The 17882-nt window shown below is 61.1% G+C and carries 20 protein-coding genes; 15 read left to right on the forward strand and 5 right to left on the reverse strand.

Annotated elements, in window-relative coordinates:
- Nucleotides 1–4: 4 nt before the first annotated feature.
- The gene (locus SYNCC9605_RS09100) at nt 5–670 is read left to right on the forward strand and encodes a DUF3386 domain-containing protein (RefSeq protein WP_011364774.1); all 666 of its coding nucleotides are present in this window, start codon (nt 5–7) and stop codon (nt 668–670) included.
- 56 nt (nt 671–726) lie between these two features.
- Entirely contained in the window at nt 727–2079 is a 1353-nt protein-coding gene (locus SYNCC9605_RS09105) for an alanine/glycine:cation symporter family protein (protein WP_041435718.1), read from the forward strand.
- A 61-nt stretch (nt 2080–2140) separates the two neighbouring features.
- Here the strand turns inward: SYNCC9605_RS09105 and SYNCC9605_RS09110 are convergent, their stop codons facing one another.
- Both SYNCC9605_RS09110 and SYNCC9605_RS09115 read right to left on the reverse strand, forming a co-directional pair.
- The gene (locus SYNCC9605_RS09110; protein ID WP_011364776.1) at nt 2141–2371 is read right to left on the reverse strand and encodes a DUF6447 family protein; all 231 of its coding nucleotides are present in this window, start codon (nt 2369–2371) and stop codon (nt 2141–2143) included.
- Nucleotides 2372–2420: 49 nt separating this feature from the next.
- Complete coding sequence (locus SYNCC9605_RS09115) at nt 2421–4166, reverse strand: ABC transporter ATP-binding protein (RefSeq protein ID WP_011364777.1); 1746 nt, start codon at nt 4164–4166, stop codon at nt 2421–2423.
- Between the two features lie 39 nt (nt 4167–4205).
- Between SYNCC9605_RS09115 and SYNCC9605_RS09120 the strand changes: the two genes are divergently transcribed.
- From SYNCC9605_RS09120 to SYNCC9605_RS09135, 4 genes are read left to right on the forward strand one after another with little or no spacing between them, the layout of a single operon-like run.
- Nucleotides 4206–4403, forward strand: a complete 198-nt coding sequence (locus tag SYNCC9605_RS09120) for an RNA-binding S4 domain-containing protein (RefSeq protein WP_041435023.1) — start codon at nt 4206–4208, stop codon at nt 4401–4403.
- Nucleotides 4404–4435: 32 nt separating this feature from the next.
- Nucleotides 4436–5167 (forward strand): triose-phosphate isomerase, encoded by a 732-nt coding sequence (gene tpiA / locus SYNCC9605_RS09125; RefSeq protein ID WP_041435720.1) that lies wholly within the window; start codon nt 4436–4438, stop codon nt 5165–5167.
- Complete coding sequence (gene folP / locus SYNCC9605_RS09130; RefSeq protein ID WP_156783089.1) at nt 5136–5990, forward strand: dihydropteroate synthase; 855 nt, start codon at nt 5136–5138, stop codon at nt 5988–5990. The genes tpiA and folP overlap by 32 nt, the downstream gene beginning before the upstream one ends.
- Nucleotides 5987–6970, forward strand: coding sequence for a GlcNAc-transferase family protein (locus SYNCC9605_RS09135; protein WP_011364781.1), 984 nt, complete (start codon nt 5987–5989; stop codon nt 6968–6970). The genes folP and SYNCC9605_RS09135 overlap by 4 nt, the downstream gene beginning before the upstream one ends.
- Before the next feature lie 70 nt (nt 6971–7040).
- On the opposite strand, the gene SYNCC9605_RS09140 is transcribed toward SYNCC9605_RS09135, so the two are convergent.
- The gene (locus SYNCC9605_RS09140; RefSeq protein ID WP_011364782.1) at nt 7041–11066 is read right to left on the reverse strand and encodes a magnesium chelatase subunit H; all 4026 of its coding nucleotides are present in this window, start codon (nt 11064–11066) and stop codon (nt 7041–7043) included.
- A 117-nt stretch (nt 11067–11183) separates the two neighbouring features.
- Between SYNCC9605_RS09140 and dapB the strand changes: the two genes are divergently transcribed.
- The 5 genes from dapB (at nt 11184) to SYNCC9605_RS09165 (ending at nt 14420) form a co-directional block, all read left to right on the forward strand.
- The gene (gene dapB / locus SYNCC9605_RS09145) at nt 11184–12017 is read left to right on the forward strand and encodes a 4-hydroxy-tetrahydrodipicolinate reductase (RefSeq protein WP_011364783.1); all 834 of its coding nucleotides are present in this window, start codon (nt 11184–11186) and stop codon (nt 12015–12017) included.
- A 10-nt stretch (nt 12018–12027) separates the two neighbouring features.
- Nucleotides 12028–12684: a hypothetical protein gene (locus tag SYNCC9605_RS09150; RefSeq protein WP_011364784.1), complete on the forward strand. Its 657-nt coding sequence runs from the start codon at nt 12028–12030 to the stop codon at nt 12682–12684.
- A 64-nt stretch (nt 12685–12748) separates the two neighbouring features.
- Complete coding sequence (locus tag SYNCC9605_RS09155) at nt 12749–13000, forward strand: high light inducible protein (protein ID WP_011364785.1); 252 nt, start codon at nt 12749–12751, stop codon at nt 12998–13000.
- 41 nt (nt 13001–13041) lie between these two features.
- A complete protein-coding gene (locus SYNCC9605_RS09160; RefSeq protein ID WP_011364786.1) occupies nt 13042–14187 on the forward strand; it encodes an FAD-dependent monooxygenase in 1146 nt (381 codons plus the stop codon).
- Between the two features lie 20 nt (nt 14188–14207).
- A complete protein-coding gene (locus tag SYNCC9605_RS09165) occupies nt 14208–14420 on the forward strand; it encodes a DUF2949 domain-containing protein (RefSeq protein ID WP_011364787.1) in 213 nt (70 codons plus the stop codon).
- On the opposite strand, the gene SYNCC9605_RS09170 is transcribed toward SYNCC9605_RS09165, so the two are convergent.
- A complete protein-coding gene (locus SYNCC9605_RS09170; protein ID WP_049749471.1) occupies nt 14411–14974 on the reverse strand; it encodes an adenine phosphoribosyltransferase in 564 nt (187 codons plus the stop codon). The two genes, SYNCC9605_RS09165 and SYNCC9605_RS09170, sit on opposite strands and share 10 nt — an antisense overlap.
- On the opposite strand from SYNCC9605_RS09170, the gene SYNCC9605_RS09175 reads away from it, so the two are divergent.
- From SYNCC9605_RS09175 to SYNCC9605_RS09185, 3 genes are read left to right on the forward strand one after another with little or no spacing between them, the layout of a single operon-like run.
- Entirely contained in the window at nt 14973–15521 is a 549-nt protein-coding gene (locus SYNCC9605_RS09175) for a DUF3038 domain-containing protein (RefSeq protein ID WP_011364789.1), read from the forward strand. The genes SYNCC9605_RS09170 and SYNCC9605_RS09175 overlap by 2 nt on opposite strands.
- A gap of 7 nt (nt 15522–15528) precedes the next feature.
- Nucleotides 15529–16143 (forward strand): DUF4335 domain-containing protein, encoded by a 615-nt coding sequence (locus tag SYNCC9605_RS09180; RefSeq protein ID WP_011364790.1) that lies wholly within the window; start codon nt 15529–15531, stop codon nt 16141–16143.
- A 59-nt stretch (nt 16144–16202) separates the two neighbouring features.
- Entirely contained in the window at nt 16203–16571 is a 369-nt protein-coding gene (locus tag SYNCC9605_RS09185; RefSeq protein ID WP_011364791.1) for a hypothetical protein, read from the forward strand.
- Here SYNCC9605_RS09185 and SYNCC9605_RS09190 read toward each other — a convergent pair.
- Nucleotides 16568–17020 (reverse strand): EF-hand domain-containing protein, encoded by a 453-nt coding sequence (locus SYNCC9605_RS09190; RefSeq protein WP_011364792.1) that lies wholly within the window; start codon nt 17018–17020, stop codon nt 16568–16570. The genes SYNCC9605_RS09185 and SYNCC9605_RS09190 overlap by 4 nt on opposite strands.
- 136 nt (nt 17021–17156) lie before the next feature.
- Here SYNCC9605_RS09190 and SYNCC9605_RS09195 point away from each other — a divergent pair, with 136 nt between their 5' ends.
- Complete coding sequence (locus tag SYNCC9605_RS09195) at nt 17157–17882, forward strand: response regulator (protein ID WP_198002443.1); 726 nt, start codon at nt 17157–17159, stop codon at nt 17880–17882.

Here is a 17882-nt window from a genome sequence, read left to right on the forward strand (position 1 = left end):
CGTTGTGACAGCCTCCGTTCCCGTTAAGCCTGGAAGCGACCTGCGTGATGACTTCCGTCGCGCCTACGAGAACCGCTACACCTGGGAGCCTGGATTCTCCGGCTATCGCGGCCGCTGCATCTGGCAACAGGGCGATCAACGGGTCGAGGGCACGTTTGAGATCGGCGCCGATCTCAAAGCCAAGGTGCAAGGCATTGAAAACGAAGAGATTCTCAAGGCAGTGAATTCCCAGCTCTGGGAAGTAGCGATCCATCGCGTGCGTCGCAGCTTCGAGCAGACCCACGGTGAGAACACCTTCACTGCTGGCGACACCAACGATGTGGGAACCGAAGTGCTCGTCGGTGGCAAGGGTGTCGGGGACAAGTACCGCATCAAGGATGACGTGGTGACCATGGTTCACCGTCACATCCACGGCACCGTCGTGACGATCTACACCACCGATGTCACCGACACGGGTGCGGGCTACCTCAGCCACACCTACACCAGTCAGTACGCCGACCCAGCGACGGGAGAAACCAGGGGCGGCCGCAGCAGCTTCCAAGACAGCTTCGCTCCTCTGCCTGGAGATGGCCCCTGGGTGCTGACCGAGCGGGTTGTGAGCACCGAGGCCCATGGCGATACCCCCGCCGGAAGCCAGACCTTCCGTTTTGAAGATCTCGAATCGCTCTGAGTTGATTGCCGGTGCAAGCCGGCTATGAGACGATCCGCCCAAACCTGTTGAAAGGCATGGGCGGATTCGAGTCGACCATTCAGGCCATCAATGGCCCGATCAACAGCATCGTCTGGGGATGGCCCACCGTCCTTTTGATTGCCGTGACGGGCATTCTTTTGATGGTGGGCCTGCGGTTTATGCCGCTGCAACGGCTGGGCTATGGCATCTCGATGATGCTGCGGCCGGCTGCATCACAAACGGAAGGGGAGATCACCCCCTTTCAAGCGCTGATGACGTCGTTGTCGGCCACGATCGGCACGGGAAACATCGCCGGTGTGGCCGGAGCCATCGCCGTTGGTGGCCCCGGCGCCGTCTTTTGGATGTGGATCATCGCGATCTTCGGCATCGCCACCAAGTACGCCGAAGCAGTGCTCGCGGTTCAGTTCCGCGAAACCGATGGAGACGGCAACCACGTTGGTGGGCCGATGTACTACATCCGCAACGGACTCGGCAGCGGCTGGAGCTGGATGGCGGGCCTGTTTGCCCTCTTCGGCATGTTGGCGGGATTTGGCATCGGCAATGGGGTTCAGGCCTTTGAGGTGTCATCTGCCCTAAGCCTGATCGGCATCCCGAAGCTGGCCACCGGAGTCGTTTTGGCGGCCCTGGTCTTTGCTGTCGTTATCGGGGGGATCAAGCGCATCGCCCAGGCGGCCTCCGCCATTGTTCCGTTGATGTCGATCCTTTACGTCGCTGCATGCCTTCTGGTGTTGTTGGCCAATCTGGGCAGCGTGCCTGAAGCCTTCGTCACGATTTTCTCCAACGCCTTCTCCGGCCAAGCCGCTGCCGGTGGTGCCCTCGGTCAGGTGGTGCTGATGGGCTTCAAACAGGGCATCTTTTCGAATGAAGCGGGCCTCGGCAGCGCTCCGATCGCTCACGCAGCCGCCAAAACCGATGATCCCGTTCGCCAGGGCACTGTAGCCATGCTGGGCACCTTCATCGACACCCTGATCATCTGCACGATGACCGCTTTGGTGATTATAACCACCAAAGCCAATCTGATCCTCGATGCAGCCGGCGACAAACTCAGTGGAGCAGACCTCTCCATCGCTGCCTTCAACACCGGCATCGCCGGCAGCGGCCTGGTGGTGACCCTGGGATTGGTGGTCTTCGCCTTCACCACCATTCTCGGCTGGAGCTTCTACGGCGAGCGCTGCACCACCTATCTGTTCGGCGACTCCGCCGTTCTGCCCTTTCGTCTGACTTGGGTGGCTGTCGTCGTGATTGGTGCTGTTGCCGGCGACCGCGGCGTGATCTGGTCGATAGCAGACACCCTGAACGGCCTGATGGCTCTCCCCAACCTCGTGGCATTGATCCTGCTATCCGGAACTGTGTTCAAACTCACCAAGGCCTACAGCTTCAGCGACTGAGCACAGCGGCGAACAATAAAAAAGGGGGGCTGTTGAGCCCCCCTTTTTAGTCGTCAGACGATCAACCCTGATCGGGCAACGGAGCGACGGACTTGAGCTTTTCATTGAGCTCTGTGGCCAGGCTCTGGCGGCCCACCGCCAGCACCTTGAGGGTGTCTTCGTGCATCCGCAGCTGAGCGTCGGCAACCTGCATGCCACGCACAAGCTCCTTGAGCTCGTTGGGAAGCGTATTCAGGTCGTAGCGCTTGCCCTCAAAGGTCAAGACAGGGTTCTGGGCTGCAGAGTCAGTCATCGTTCATCGCCGGGATGGCGGTGTACCGGCGGCCAGATCGTAGAGGGATTCAGGACTTTTGCCGATCTCGAATGAACTGTCGTTCGCACAGTTCGCGGTAACGCCCACCACGCTGCATCAAGTCGTCGTGGGTGCCTCGATCGACAACCGCTCCTTTTTCAAGAACCACAATGCGATCGGCCTCCTGAACCGTGGCCAGACGGTGGGCGATCACCAACACCGTTCGTCCCTTCATCGCCTGCTTCAGACCGAGTTGCACCGCAGCCTCCGCTTCAGCATCGAGGGCACTGGTGGCTTCATCCAGCAGCAGCAGCGCTGGATTACCAAGCACTGCCCGGGCAATGGCGATCCGCTGCAGTTGTCCACCGGAAACATTGGTTCCCCGTTCCTCGAGCTGAGTGTCATACCCCTGGGGCAAGGCACGGATGAAATCATCCGCATTGGCCAAGCGAGCCGCATCGCGAACCTCGTCATCGGTCGCACGGCGCCCGAAACGAATCGCTTCGGCAATGGTTCCGGAGAACACGGTGGTGCGCTGCGGAACCAGGGCCACCTGCTGACGCAGCTCTCGGGCGCGCATCAAGCTGATGTCCGTGCCGTCGAGACGGATCTCGCCCTGTTGCACCGTGTTGAACCGCAGCAGGAGCGACAGCAAGGTGCTTTTGCCCGCACCAGAGGGGCCAACAATGGCCAACACCTGGCCCGCATCCACCCGCAGATTGAGTTGATGCAGCACCGGCTGGGCTGGGTCATAGCCAAAGCTCACCTGGTCAAAGACCAGATCGCCCCGGAGAGCACCGATGGATTGCGCCTCGGCTGGATCCGCAGCCTCCTGAGGCTCTCGCTCGATCTCCCGCAGACGTCGCAGCGACGCCTGACCCTGCTGGAATTCGTTGAAGTTGTTGGTGACGTGGGCAATGGGATCGATCAGCACGATCAGCCCCGTCAGGTAACTGCTCAACCCTGCAATGCTCAGATCACCGGTCTGGATCCGCCAGGCTCCGAGGGCCAGCACGGCAAACAGACCAACCACCTCGATGATGCCAACCACCGGATGCTGGAGCGCCACAAGGCTGTAGGTGCGGTGGCGTGCCTGCCTGTGTTGGTCGATTTCTGTCTCGAAACGGTCCTGCAGCCAGGGCTCGGCGGCAAAAGCACGCACCAGGGGCAAACCTTCGATGGCCTCACCCAGCAGACCGGCCAGTTCGCTCACCTTTTTCTGACTGCGTTCCGTGGCCGCCATCACGCGAGCACCGAACAGGCTGATCAGCCAGACGATCACCGGCGCCAGCAACAGGATGGCCAGCGTCAGTTTCCAGTCGAGCCATAGCATCATCCCCAGCACAGCAACCAGCTGAAGCACGCTGGGGACCGTGTCGTGGATGGTCTTATACAGCACCTCGCTAACGCGATCCGCGTCTTCGGTGAAGCGGTAGGTGAGGTCGCCGGCCGAGAGCTTCTCCAACGCCCCGAGCTCCACGGTCTGCAGGCGGCGAAACAGATCGCGCCGTAAGTCCTGGCTCACCAGCAGTGCAGGCCCGGCAAGGAGAGAGTCCTGACCGAACTGGGCGATTTTCTGAACAGCAAAAATCAGCAATGCCAGTCCGATCAGCTGAAGCACACGGACGAGATCACCCGATCCCAACGCAGGAAACAAATCTCCAGCCAGCTGGACGAGCAGCGGGAAGCTGCCGACGTAAATCACCATGCAGCAGCCTCCCCAGAGCAGTTCCCGCAGGTGGGGGCGAAGCAACGGCAGCAGCCGGCGGAATCCGGCCTGGGATGGGGTCAGCATCGCGGCACAGTATCAATGGTGAGCTCAGAACTCTCTCCAATGAAGCTGGATCAGTTCCTGAAATGGAAGGGTTGGGTCTCCACCGGCGGTGAAGCGAAGCAACGCATCCAGATGGGTGAAGTGGAGGTGAATGGAAGCGTTGAAACCCGGCGGGGACGTCAGCTTTCTCCGGGAGATCGGGTTGTGCTTGCTGGTGAGGAGTCCGTTGTCGGGGATGAAAACGCGACCGGGCCGTAAGTTGGCTGCCACATTCCATGGGGAAGCAAGGCGTGCGCAGACCGGTGATCGCTGGCAACTGGAAGATGCACATGACCTGTGCACAGTCGCGGGAGTTCATGGAAGCCTTCCTGCCATTGATTGCTGACACCCCGGACGACCGCGACCTGGTGCTGGCACCGCCCTTCACGGCCCTGTCGACCATGGCGGAACTCAGCCGGAATTCCCGCGTCTGCCTGTCGAGCCAGAACGTGCACTGGGAAGGTCAAGGTGCCTTCACTGGAGAGATCTCCCCAGCGATGCTCAAGGAGCATGGTGTGACCCACACAATCGTGGGCCACAGCGAACCGCGGAAATACTTCAGTGAAAGTGACGAGCAGATCAACCACCGGGCCAGGTCATCCCAGTCCAACGGTCTGATTCCGATCGTTTGCGTTGGCGAAAGCGATGAGCAACGAGAACGGGGCGAAGCCGAACGGGTGATCCGCCGCCAGATCGAGCAGGGCCTGGAGGGTCTCGATGCCGAAAAATTAGTGGTGGCCTACGAACCGATCTGGGCGATTGGCACAGGCAAAACCTGCGCTGCCGAAGAAGCCAACCGCATCTGTGGTCTGATCCGAAGCTGGGTGGGCTCCCCCGATCTGGTGATTCAGTACGGCGGCTCCGTCAAACCCAGCAACATTGATGAATTGATGGGCATGAGCGATATCGACGGGGTGCTGGTGGGGGGTGCTTCCTTGGAGCCCGAAAGCTTTGGACGGATTGCCAACTACCAAGCGGCTTGATTCAGGCGGCTGGCCCCAGGGTTGGCGCCAACGCACAGCCGTGATGGGGGTGATCAACGTCACCCCAGATTCCTTCAGTGATGGAGGGAGATTTCTGGCGAGCGAACGGGCTCTTGCTGAAGCTCAGCGGCAACTGAGCCGCGGAGCGGACGTGTTGGATTTGGGAGCGCAAAGCACCCGCCCCGGCGCAGAGGAGGTGGGCGCCGATGAGGAGTTGCGACGGCTTCTACCTGCGCTGAAGAGCATCCGGCAGCACTGCCCAGAGGTGCTGATCTCCATCGACACGTTTCTGGCGCCGGTGGCCGCCAAGGCACTGGACGCAGGTGCGAACTGGATCAATGATGTGAGCGGCGGCCGGCGGGATCCGGATCTGCTCCGGGTGGTCGCCGATGCGGGCTGTCCAGTGGTGCTGATGCACAGCCGCGGTGACAGCCGAACCATGGATCAGCTCACGACCTATGCCGATGTCGTGGCAGATGTGAAAGAGGCGTTGCTGGAGCGCAGTGAAGCCGCGCTTCAAGCCGGCGTTGATGAGAGCCAAATCATCTGGGATCCCGGTCTCGGCTTCGCCAAGACCCATGAGCAGAACCTGCAGCTGCTGAGGGATCTGGAACAACTCACAGCAGGGCCACGACCGGTGCTGATCGGCCCTTCACGCAAACGCTTCATCGGTGCCGTGCTCGATGAGCCACGCCCGAAGGCGCGGCTCTGGGGAACTGCTGCCGTGGCCTGCCGCTGCGCCCAGGCGGGTGCTGCCGTGCTGCGGGTGCACGATGTGGGCCCCATCAGCCAGACGCTGCGCATGGCGGCTGCACTCTGGTGAGATCGACGATCTTTGTTCAGATCGCGGCTTACCGGGATCCGGATCTCCCGGCCACACTGCACAACCTGATTGAGCGGGCGGCCCAGCCAGAGCGCCTGCATTTCGGCATCTGCCTGCAACTGGCTGCTGACGATCCGCCGCACTGGGGAACAAGCACATTTCCGGATCATCCACACCTCACGAGCATCCGGTTCGATGCAACTGAAAGCCGCGGAGCCTGCTGGGCCCGACGCCAGGCTCAAGATGTTTACGGCGGAGAAGACTTTCTGCTGCAGATCGACAGCCACATGCGGGCTGTGGAGCACTGGGATGACCTGCTTCTGAAGACCTGGAAGGAATGCAGCGATGCAGGTGCCGTTCTCAGTGTTTACCCCAACGGCTTTCAACAGCCGTGCCGTTTGCAGACATCAACCCTGCCTGTGATGGCAGCCGCCGGTTTCGATGCCGACGGCATCCTCAATCTGCGGGGCATCAGTCGATTTCAACTTCCAGAAGAACAACCTGATCGACCCATCCCCGGGGCCTTTATCGCCGGAGGATTCCTGTTCGGCCCAGGATCAATCGTGCGCGAAGTGCCCTACGACCCCGATCTCTATTTCCATGGGGAAGAGGTTGCCATGTCGGCACGACTGTGGACGTCCGGTTTCAACATCTACGCCCCGAATCGCCTGCTGCTGTTTCATCTCTACAAGACAGAACGTACAGACAAAGAGCACTCAGCCACCCATTGGAGCGATCACAGCAATTGGCACCATTACAACCTTCGGGCACTCAAACGCGTACACACACTGCTTGGCAGTCTCAACAACGCCCCTGAGTCAATCCGTTGCTTCAATGATCTACCTGACGAACTTCAACCCTTTGGATTAGGGAAAAAACGCAAATTAAGCATGTATCAACAGTGGGCTGGAGTTGATTTCAAAACAGCAGAGATCAGACCAACCGCAAGGCATGCAGAGTTCAACGTATTGCAACCCTGAATTGCATTGCAACTCATTCATCGCCAATACCAAAGCCAGAGCCCGTAAGGAGCTCTGTCTTTGGTATTCATCAGTTGATCGTAGATCTGTCGGTGACAACACCCTCAATCCGATCCTCAACCTCCTGATACAGCTCCTGCAGCTGCTCAATGTTTTCGTCTGAGGTCTCCCAGTATCCTCGACCATGCACTTCGAGCAGGGTGCCCACGATCTGGCGGAAGCTGTTGGGGTTGAGTTCCAACAGACGCTTACGCATCTCCGGGTCATTAATGAAGGTCTCGTTGGCTTCTTCGTACACGAAGTTGTCAACGGCGCCACTGGTGGCACTCCAACCAAGAGTGAAGTTGAGGCGCTTGGCCACCTCTCGCACACCCTCGTAGCCGGAGTCGAGCATGCCTTCATACCACTTGGGATTCAGCAGCTTGGTGCGTGAATCCAGGCGAATCGTTTCACTCAGCGAGCGCACCTGAGCGTTGGCCGTGGTGGTATCGGCGATGTAGCTTGTGGGAGCCTTGCCGTCATCACGCAGGCCGGCTATCAACTTGGTGGGGTCGGAGTCGAAGTAGTGGCTCACATCGGTGAGGGAGATCTCAGCCGAATCGAGGTTCTGGAAGGTGACATCCGCCGTCTTCATCACGTTCTCGAACACCTCACGCTTCTGGTTCATCTCACCAGGGTTGTCGGCGTTGAAGGCAAAGGTCTTGCGGGAGAGGTACATCTCCTGCAGTTCACCTTCCTCCTCCCAGGTGCTGTTCTCCACCGCGAGGTTCACGTTGGAGCTGTAGCTGCCGCTGGCGTTGGAAAACACCCGGCACGCCGCATCCCGCAGGCTCGTACCCTCTTTCTCCGCCTGCTCGAGGGCGTGCTTGCGAACGAAGTTCTGCTCCAGAGGCTCATCGGCCTCGGCAGCCATCTTCACGGCCTGATCGATCAGCGCCATCTGGTTGATGAACAGATCGCGGAACACACCGGAGCAGTTCACCACCACGTCAACGCGGGGGCGACCGAGTTCCTCAAGGGGAATCAGCTCAAGCTTGTTCACCCGACCCACGGAGTCCGCCATTGGCTTGACGCCGACGAACCAGAGGATCTGAGCCAGGGATTCGCCGTAGGTCTTGATGTTGTCGGTTCCCCAGAGCACGCAGGCGATGGTTTCGGGCCAGGTGCCTTGCTCCTCGCGCTGACGCTCAATCAACTTGTCGACAACACTCTTGGCTGCAGCCACCGCGGCCCTGGTGGGAATCGCCTGCGGGTCGAGGGCATGGATGTTCTTGCCACTGGGTAGCACACCTGGATTGCGAATCGGATCACCCCCGGGGCCCGGAAGGATGTATTCACCATCGAGAGCCTTCAGCAGACTCTCCATCTCCATGTCGGCACACACCTGCTCAAGGCAGAAGCGCAGATAGGCAAAGAGCTTGTCGAGCTCTGTGGAATCGATCTGCACGAAGCCAGCGGTGCAGCAGGCCCTCAGCCACGGGGAAGGAAGTTTGAAGCCGAACTTGGCAAGCAGGTCGTAGAACAAACCGAAGCTGTTGCGCAGGCTGACCCGACCATCACGACCGGTGAGCATGCGAACCATGGCGCCGATGGCAGCGCGGGACGTCTCCGTGATCGTGCGGTTCAGCTCAACATCGGCGAGTACACCCTCGTCGTTGCCTTTGTAGATGTCTTCGATCGAGCGGCCCATCGCCTCAGCCAGCAGGCCGGGGAGTGAGCGAAGACCATCCTCCTCACGCTCGAGAGCAGCAATATTCACCAAGGTGGCAACAGCTTCCTCAGCGGTGGGAGGCTTGCCAATGGTGTGCAAGCCACAGGGCAGGAGACGGCTTTCGATCTCCATCAACTGGCGGTAGACGGCACCCACTAGGTCATCGCGTCCATCGAGTTCGAGGGTCGAGGCGTCCTCCTCAGGAAGGTCAACGTCCTTATCAAGGTTGCACTGACGTGCCGTCTCGATGATCGTGTTGACGATCTGAATCCCGCGGCCACCCTCGCGCAGCTGCTGGTAGGAGCCCACCAGCTCACCCAGTTCCTTCAGCCCCTTGTAAAGACCGGCATTTTCAGCCGGAGGGGTGAGGTAGCTGATGGTGGAGGCATAACCACGACGCTTGGCGATGGTGGCCTCGGAGGGGTTATTGGCGGCGTAGTAGTAGAGGTTGGGCAGCGCACCGATCAATGAATCGGGGTAGCAGGTTTCGCTCATGCCCATCTGCTTGCCGGGCATGAATTCGAGCGAGCCGTGGGTGCCGAAGTGCAGCACCGCATCAGCCTTCCAGATCTTCTGCAGATAGGTGTAGTAAGCGGCGAAACCGTGGTGGGGGCTGGCGCTGCGGGAATAGAGCAAGCGCATCGGATCACCCTCGTAGCCGAAGGTGGGCTGAACGCCAACGAAGACGTTGCCGAAGTGGCGACCGAAAACCAGCAGGTTCTGGCCATCGCTGTTGAGGTTGCCGGGGGGCTTGCCCCAGTTCTCTTCCAGGCGTTCGGAGTAAGGCGTCAGACGCTCGTACTCCTCGACGCTCATCCGATGGGCGATGGACAGCTCAGGAGAGCCCTGCATGGCATCGGCGTCATTGATGACAGCCTCCAACAGTTCTCGAGGCGTGGAGGGCAAGTCCTGAACGTCGTAGCCCTTCGCTTTCATCTCCTGCATCACCCGATGGATGGAGCCGAAAACGTCGAGGTAAGCCGCGGTGCCGACATTGCCCTTGTCGGGAGGGAAGCTGAACACGGTGATCGCAAGCTTCTTTTCGGTGCGGGGCTTGATCCGCAGCGATGACCAGCGGATGGACCGCTCAGCAATGGCATCAACCCGGTCTTGAAGGGTGTGCGCCTTGCCGGTGGCATCGTCACGGCCCGAGAGAACGATGGGCTCGATGGCGCCATCCAGTTCCGGTATGGCGATCTGTAGAGCCACCTGCACCGGGTGCAGGCCAAGGTCGCTCTGTTCCCACTCCTGGGTGGTCTGGAAGACAAGGGGGAGAGCCACCATGTAAGGGCGGTTGAGCTTCTTCAGCGACTCAATCGCCTTGGGGTGGTCCTGGCGGGCCGGGCCTCCAACCAGTGCAAAACCGGTGAGGGAGACGATGCCGTCCACCAGCGGCTGCTCAGGATTCAGGGGGTCGTAAAAAAAGGCATTGACCGGCTTGGAGAAGTCGAGACCGCCGCAGAAGATCGGAATCACGCGGGCACCGCGGAACTCCAGCTCCTGGATGGTGGCTACGTAGTGGGCATCGTCACCGGTGACGATGTGGCTGCGCTGCAGCACTAAACCGATCACCGGACCTTTGCGGGCCTCCTCAGACAGGTCTGTGCGGCTGGACGTCCAGTTCAGATATTCCTTGAGGTCCTCGAACATCGAGGGAGCCAGGGGATGCCAGATGCCGAGGTCGGGGAACACCTCAGGCTCCGCCACCTCCATGGCTGGACGTTCCTTTCCTTCTGCAGCTGGGAAGACGTACTTGTCAGCCAGCATCAACAGAAAGTTGCGCAGGTTGTCGGGGGTACCGCCCAGCCAGTACTGGAAGCTGAGCATGAAGCTGCGGGCATCCTGAGCCTTCTCAACCGGCAGGTACTTGAGAACGGTGGGGAGCGTGTTCAGCAGCTTGAGCATCGCGTCCTGGAAGCCAGCACCTCCGGCTTCCTTTCGCTTCTTCATGAAGCCTGCGATGGCGCTCTTGCTCTGACCGAGCTGGGCCATCGAGAAGCTGCCCAGCTTGTTCAGCCGCATGACTTCAGGCATGGACGGGAAAACAACAGCCGCCTTGAGGCGGGCGCGGTGCGGGGCAACGGCGTCCACAACCTTTTGCGCCAGATCTTCAATGAAGATCAAAGAGGCGACGAAGACATCAGCTTCAGCCACATCGGCACAGAAACCGGCGTAGTTGTCGTCGTCGCGGAGTTCTTCAATCAGATAGCCGCACAACTCGATCCCAAGATCGCCACCAGAAGCGTTGAGAGCCGTTGCTGCCTGGGTGAGGGCGTTTTGGTATTGGGGCTCCAGCACCACGTAAACCGCCTTCATGACGGACTTGTGGTTCTGGCCCTCCACAGGAGCAACGCGGCGATCGGCGGAGCGGACCTGTGTGAACATCAGCGCGCTTTGAGCAATGCGAAGAACCTTACGGCGACTGGCCCTTGCGGCGCGAGGATTTCTGATCGGCCGTTACACGAGCTGACCCATAGGCTTTGAAGCGTCTGCTGCGCTTTCATGACCGCTCCGATTCCCGTCGTTGTTGCCGGTGCCCTCGGGCGCATGGGCGCCGAGGTGATCAAGGCTGTGGTGGGAGCCGAAGACTGCAGCCTGGTTGGCGCCATCGACAACACCCCCGGCAAAGAGGGTGCAGACGTGGGCCTGGAGCTGGGCCTGGGCGAACTGGAGGTGGCCGTGACGGCTGATTTCGAAGGCTGTCTCTGCGCTGTGAGCCAATCGGTGCGGGACAGCGGCAGCGGCGCTGTGTTGGTGGATTTCACCCACCCCTCTGTTGTTTACGAGCACACCCGTGCGGCGATCGCCTACGGCGTTCACCCCGTGATCGGAACCACAGGGCTCTCGCCTGAACAACTCAACGACCTCACCGAGTTCTCGGCCAAGGCGTCCGTGGGTGGGGCCGTGATCCCCAATTTCTCAGTGGGCATGGTGCTCTTGCAGCAAGCCGCAGCCGCAGCGGCACGGTTCTACGACCACGCGGAACTGACGGAACTGCACCACAACCGCAAAGCGGATGCGCCCAGCGGCACCTGCATCAAAACCGCTGAGCTGATGGAGGAGCTGGGAAAGAGCTTCAATCCCGAGGAAGTGGACGAGCACGAATCCCTGGCGGGCTGCCGCGGCGGACAGCGGGACAGTGGCCTGCGGCTTCACTCCGTGCGGCTGCCTGGCCTGGTGGCTCACCAAGAGGTGATGTTCGGTGCCCCCGGGGAGACCTACACCCTGCGTCACGACACCATTGATCGTTCCGCTTACATGCCCGGCGTGCTGCTGACGGTGCGCAAGGTGGGCAACCTCGGCAGCCTTGTGTATGGCCTTGAGCGCCTGATCTGAAGGCGACACCATGCTTATTCCGCTCCGCCCCGGCGAATTGCAACGGCTCATCCCTGCTGTTGCCACCGGCACCCAGTTCCGCGTTGCCCTCGGCAACCCTCAGGAGGTGCTGCAGCGCCTGATGATCGCCGCCATCGGCGGGGTGATCACGTTCCTGATTTACAACCAGGCGCAGCTGGGCAGCCGCTGGGGTCCCGTCTGGCTGGTGATCAGCGTTGTGTTCTTCCTCTATGTGCTTTGGGGCCCGATCGTTCAGGCCGGCCAACGCAACGCCACGCTGCGGCGCTATCCCGCTGCTGCCCTGTTTGAGGGCGAGGTAGCGGACGTGATCACGCGAGAGCGGGTGGAAAACCGCCACGAGCAGGCCGACAGCCGCGGGCGACTGGAACTCGTGGAGAACCGACGCACCTGGATGCTGCTCGAACTCGAAGACGAGGAGGGGTATCTCGGCCGGGTGGCCTTTCCGATGGAGAAAAAGCACCAGTCGATCCGCCGCGGCAGCCTGATCCGCTGCCTGGTGCTCAGCGAGCGCAAGGACTTCTCAAAGATCGGAGCCCTCAGCGATGCCTGGCTGCCGGGCATGCGGATCTGGGTTGGCGAGTACCCCTTCCTGCTCCGCCCCGCCTTTGAGGAGCTTTGCCAACTCCGCCTGAGCAGTCGTCGCTGAAAAGCCACCGCTGAACATTTCTTAAACCTGGTTTACACTTCTTATCAATTCAACGACGGCACCCATGTCCCAATCCTCTCCCACCACTCCTGTCGTGCGCGGTGCACAGGTCACCATGGAAGATGGCGGCCGCCTCAACGCCTTCGCCACGGAACCCCGCATGGAAGTGGTTGAAGCAACGCAGGGCTGGGGCTTCCACGACCGCGCCGAGAAACTGAACGGCCGCATGGCCATGCTGGGGTTCATTGCTCTGCTGGCCACCGAGCTGGCCCTGGGCGGCGAATCCTTCGTACACGGGCTGCTCGGCCTGGGCTGATCGCCTCGCACTGAATCGGGATTGCTGACCAGACTCCCTGAATGGCTGCATCCCCTCCAGAGATTCATATCTTGGGCGCTGGTCCCACCGGCGCCCTCACAGCTCTTGCCCTCGGCCTCCAAGGTCAGCGAGTGGTCCTGTTTGACCCGCTGACGGCATCGGAACTTCAAGCCAGAAGTCGGGCATACGCCATCACCCACTCCAGTCGAAGGCTGTTGACCAACCTCGGCCTTTGGCATGACCTGCGCGAAGCCTTAGTGCCCTTCCGCGACCTGGATTTGCGGGACGGGGCCACCAACGCTCGCGTTCTCTTCGGCCAGGACGACCTGGCATCAGCCAATCAGAACCACGACGGCATTGGTTGGATCCTCGACCACCGGCCCTTGATGAAGCTGTTGCTGGCCCGGCTGGAGACCCACGGCAACGTCGCCATGCACCTGGCCGAACCGTGCCCTGATCCAGGCGCTGATGCCCTGATCGTGGCAGCTGATGGACCGCGCTCCCCCACACGAGAGGCCTGGGGCATCCGTCACTGGGGCATCCGTTATCAACAGGGGTGTCTCACCGCCAAAGTCGCCCTGCGGGGGCTCCCCCATGACAGGGCCTGCGAATTGTTTCGTCCGGAAGGTCCTTTCGCTGTTCTGCCATTGGGGCAGGGAACCTTCCAGGTGGTGTGGAGTGCACCCTGGCAGCGTTGCCAGCAGCGCAGCACACTGCAGCGCAGTGCTTTTCTCGATCAGCTGGCCGCTGTTCTGCCGGAGGGGATTGAACCGGATCGTCTGCTCGATCAACCCCGAGCGTTCCCGCAACAATGGCTGTTGGCTCACCGCTTTCATCGCGGACGGGGCGTGCTGATCGGCGAAGCGGGCCACCGCTGCCACCCCGTTGGAGGCCAGGGGCTCAATCTCTGCTGGCGTGATGTGGAAGGCTTGCTGCGCGCCGTGGAGCAGGGCGGCAGCGCCGCAGCAATCGCTCGGCGTTACGGGATGAGCCGCTGGCTCGATGTGCTCCAGGTGGGCGTGGCGACGGATCTCCTGGTGCGGGTGTTCTCCAACCGCCAACCGCTGTTGCTTCCCCTACGGCGCCTGGCTCTGCTGCTGCTGAAGCGGTTCTCTGGGTTGCGCCAACTGAGCTTGCGGGCCATGAGTGACGGCCCCATGCAGCTCTGGCGGGCCTTGCCAAACTGAGCCAAGCGTGGGTCGCGACCATGGTCATGTCCAGCCAGCGACAACCCCCAGCGACGGACGCGCTGCTGCAGTTCCTTCAGCTCCGTTTGGGGTTGAGTCCCAGCGCCCTGGACCTGGGGCAACGCCAGGCTGAACTGGAACAAGCGCCTCTCCCAATCGTTCTGTGGAGCTTCGGGTTGTTGAGTTTGCAGCAGTTGGAAGAGGTCTTCGACTGGCAGAACAATCAGCCGTAGCGCAACAACGCTTCCACGGGTTGGCCCGCAGGCAACGCCCGACGGCCTCCGAACCCCTCCAGCTCGATCACAAAGGCGAAGCCCACCAAGCAACCACCGGCCTGCTCCACCAGCTGTCCCGTCGCTGCAGCCGTTCCACCGGTGGCTAGCAAGTCGTCCACCACCAGGACCCGGGGTGAATGTTCAAGGGCATCGGCTTGAATCTCGAGCCGATCGGTGCCGTACTCCAAGGCGTAATCCAGACCGACCACCTCACCGGGCAGCTTTCCGGGCTTCCGCACAGGCACGAAGCCAAGCCGTCGGTCGCTGGCCAAAGGTGCCCCGAAAATGAACCCCCGGGATTCGATCCCCACGATCAGATCAGGCTTCACCTGGTCGCAGATCCGGCCGAACTGGCTGATCACCTCGGCCATGGCCTCGGGCGACCGCAGGAGCGGGTTGATGTCCCGAAACAGAATTCCAGGCTTGGGAAAGTCTGGAATTGAGCGAATGTGCGACTGAAGATCCAAATCCAGGTGACGCAATGGCGGTGCCCCTGGCATCATCGCAGCCATGACTGAAGCTCCAGCCCCCAGCGCACCCACCGACGGCGCGCGCCTCAGCCGGCGGGGCGTCGAGCGCCTCGACCTCTTGCTGCTGACTATCGAGGCTTTGGATCTCAACGGTGGGGAGGCGATGGTCTGGACCAGTCAGCAGATGGGCCTTCAGGCGCAATTCCCCAACCGAGTTGAACTCTGGAAGCGGCGCTGTCATAACCCCCTCCGGCGCACCACCCGGCGGGACCAGCTCAACCCAGTGGACGCCGACTCACTGATCTGCCTGGTGTGTGCCATGGCAGATCGGCTCTACCCCATGCTCCACCAGCTCCTCTCGAGCCGCGAACCGGAACAGCTCACCCAACAGCGTTGGCAGTTGTTCCATGAGCGCCTGCGCGACCTCATCGAAGAACGGATGAATCAGCGCCGGGAAGCCGTTGTTCGCCTCCTGACCATGGAGCCGGCAGGCCCTCTGCACCGTCAGCTGATCAGCACCCTGGCGTTCTGCGCAGGCCCAGGAGGAATCGATCGACTCCGCGCAACCCTGCTCGACCCCACGCCTTAGGCCGACCATGCTGAAAACGACCTACCAATACGAACAGACTGCAGCACGGCTTGTGGTGGAAGGCTTTCCCGACCTCTCCGCCGGACACTCCAATGAGGCGATCGGCATCCTGTCGTCCTGGCGGCTGCAGTTGATCGGAGCACCGGAACTGGAAGGAACCCGAGATCATCTCGAGGCTCTGATGGCAGCGGTGATGCCTTACGCCAGACATCGCTTGTCTGGCGTAAGGCGCCGTTTTGGCCAGGAGAGCGGTTTTGTGAGCATTGCGCCGGATCAGACCAACCATCGGCTGGAACTGCGCAGCAGCCGTGAGGGCGTTGAGCCGTTGCAGCTCAGGCTCGATGACGCCGAACTGGCCGATCTGGTGCGTTGCCTCGATCGCTTGCGGCTCGACAGCCGCGTCAAGCTCGCCTGGACGTTCCCCGAGGACCGCCCTTTGAAGCGTCAGGAGATCGTCGATCGGATTCCTCTGCAAAAACGCCTCGGACCTCCCCTTCTGGCCGGGATGGCCCTGGCATGCACCATCGCCACGGCGTGGCTTGTTCCTCTGCCTCCGGAAACCAAGGAGACATCGCCGGCAGCAGCACCGGTGGACAAGCCTGAAACACAGGCCGACCGTTGACGTGCAGGAAACACGCTTCAGAATCGCCGCATTGACGGCACTCTGATCTGCACCATGCCATGAGGAAGGCGCGCCGTAACAGCAAACTCGACCAACGACGGGTCTTCCGCCCCCGCCGCCACTTCCCTTATGGCCCCGTCCTGCGCCAACTAGCGGTCGTCGTTCTGATGCTGGCTGCTGTCGCTGGCATCGCTGTGCTTCTGCACCAGTTGCCCCAGCAGGTCGACATCATGCTGCTGCTGAGCAAGGCCATCGATGATCTGATCGGTGGTGTTCAGCAACTGCTGGAAGCCATGCTAGGTCTCGCTGCTATTGTGCTGATCGCGGCTATCGCGGTCGTGGCGGTCATCCTCCTGCTTGGTGCGCTCTGGAGGTTGATTCGCATCATCCGATTGGTGATCGCTCCTCCCGCGAAGGGTCCCCGCTAACGCGGCGCCAGGGAGCGCTGATGGTTCCACAACTCCTGAAGGGTCACTGTTCCATCTCGATCACCATCCAAGGCCTTGAAGTTGCGACTGATCCAGGGGATGCGCTTCGCTTCTTTTCGATCCAGGCGACGGTTCCGATCACGGTCGGCTTTCTTGAAATGACGTTTCAGGCGTGGGCCGCTCGGGGATGAGTCCTGAAGACGCAAATCCTCCAGCAGGAGATAGGAGCGATTGTTCTGGCGTTTGAGCACACGCCTCAGGGCACGTCGACCCTGCACTTCCGAGGCATCCAATCGACCGTCTCTGTTGACGTCCAAACGGATGAACAGAGTCTCCATCCTGGTGCTGTAGACACGCATGGTCTTGTCACCCGGGGCGGCCTGCAACGCCATGGGGCTCAGCGCCAATGCCAACGGGCCGAGCACACGGAGGGCTTTTGGCGCAGTCATGCCACCAGCCTATGGAGCGTGAGCAGCTCTGACGATGACTGATGCATGACCAGCGGCTGCTGAGCTGTGACTGGGTCCTACCGGAGAGGGACAGATGCCAAGCCACTGCATACCATCAGCCCATCCGCTGATGGGCATGTCCAGAGACACCATGATCTGGTTGGTGGACGACGACCCGGAGCTGAGAAAGATGGTCGGCACTTACCTGATAGACCAGGGCTACGACGTGCGCAGCCTCTGCGATGTGAAGCAATTCGAGGCACGTCTGGAATGCCAACGCCCAGATCTGGTGGTCCTCGACTTGATGCTTCCCGGCGACGACGGATTGACGGCACTGCGGAGGCTTCGGGATGCCGGCGATGATCTGCCTGTTGTGATGCTGACCGCGCGCGCCGATGGGGTTGATCGGATCATCGGCCTCGAGCAAGGTGCCGATGACTATCTGGCCAAACCGTTCCTGCCCAGGGAACTGACGGCTCGAATTGAAGCCGTGCTCAGGCGGCGCAATGCCATGCCGGCGGGAACACCGGTGGAATGTGGGGAATGCATCCGCTTTGGCGACAACCAACTCGATCTCTCCGCCCGCACCTTGCTGCAGAACAACCAGCCGGTGGTGATCACCAGCGGTGAGTTCAGCCTTCTGGCCGCCTTTGTGCGTTATCCCCATCGCCCCCTCTCGCGGGAACGCCTGATTGAACTGGCCCGAGGTCCAGGGAGCGACACCGACAGCCGCAGCATGGACGTTCAGGTGTCGCGGGTGCGCAAGCTGGTGGAACCGGATCCCACCCGCCCGCGCTATGTGCAAACGGTTTGGGGCTATGGCTACGTGTTTGTGCCAGACGGCACGCCGAGATCCCGCTGA

This window comes from Synechococcus sp. CC9605, assembly GCF_000012625.1.
GTDB lineage: Bacteria > Cyanobacteriota > Cyanobacteriia > PCC-6307 > Cyanobiaceae > Parasynechococcus.